The following is a 256-nucleotide window of genomic DNA, read 5'->3' on the forward strand; positions in this document are numbered from 1 at the left end:
TCGAAGCCGGCGGCCGACAAGTCTGTCGACAAGCCGGCCGAGCGAGCCGACAAGGCCGCGGAGAAGCCCGCGGAAGCGGTGCCCGCTGCCCGCGCAACCGACAAGCCGGCTGGCCAGGCCGCCGATCCGGCATCGTCGTCCGCCGACAAGTCTTCCGCCGGTACCGACCCCGCTTCGCGTGCGGCTGCGCGCACACGCGACGCCGCGGCACCGGATTCCGAGACGCCGCCGGGCGGCGCGAGCCTCGCCGCCGCGC

At 76.2% G+C, this 256-nt stretch carries 1 pseudogene; it reads left to right on the top strand.

Annotation, left to right across the window (positions count from 1 at the left end):
* Nucleotides 1-256, top strand: a pseudogene (locus tag G3N96_RS38965) (ribonuclease III); the annotation flags it as partial.

The sequence above is a fragment of the Burkholderia sp. Se-20373 genome (assembly GCF_017104705.1).
Taxonomy (GTDB): Bacteria; Pseudomonadota; Gammaproteobacteria; order Burkholderiales; family Burkholderiaceae; genus Burkholderia.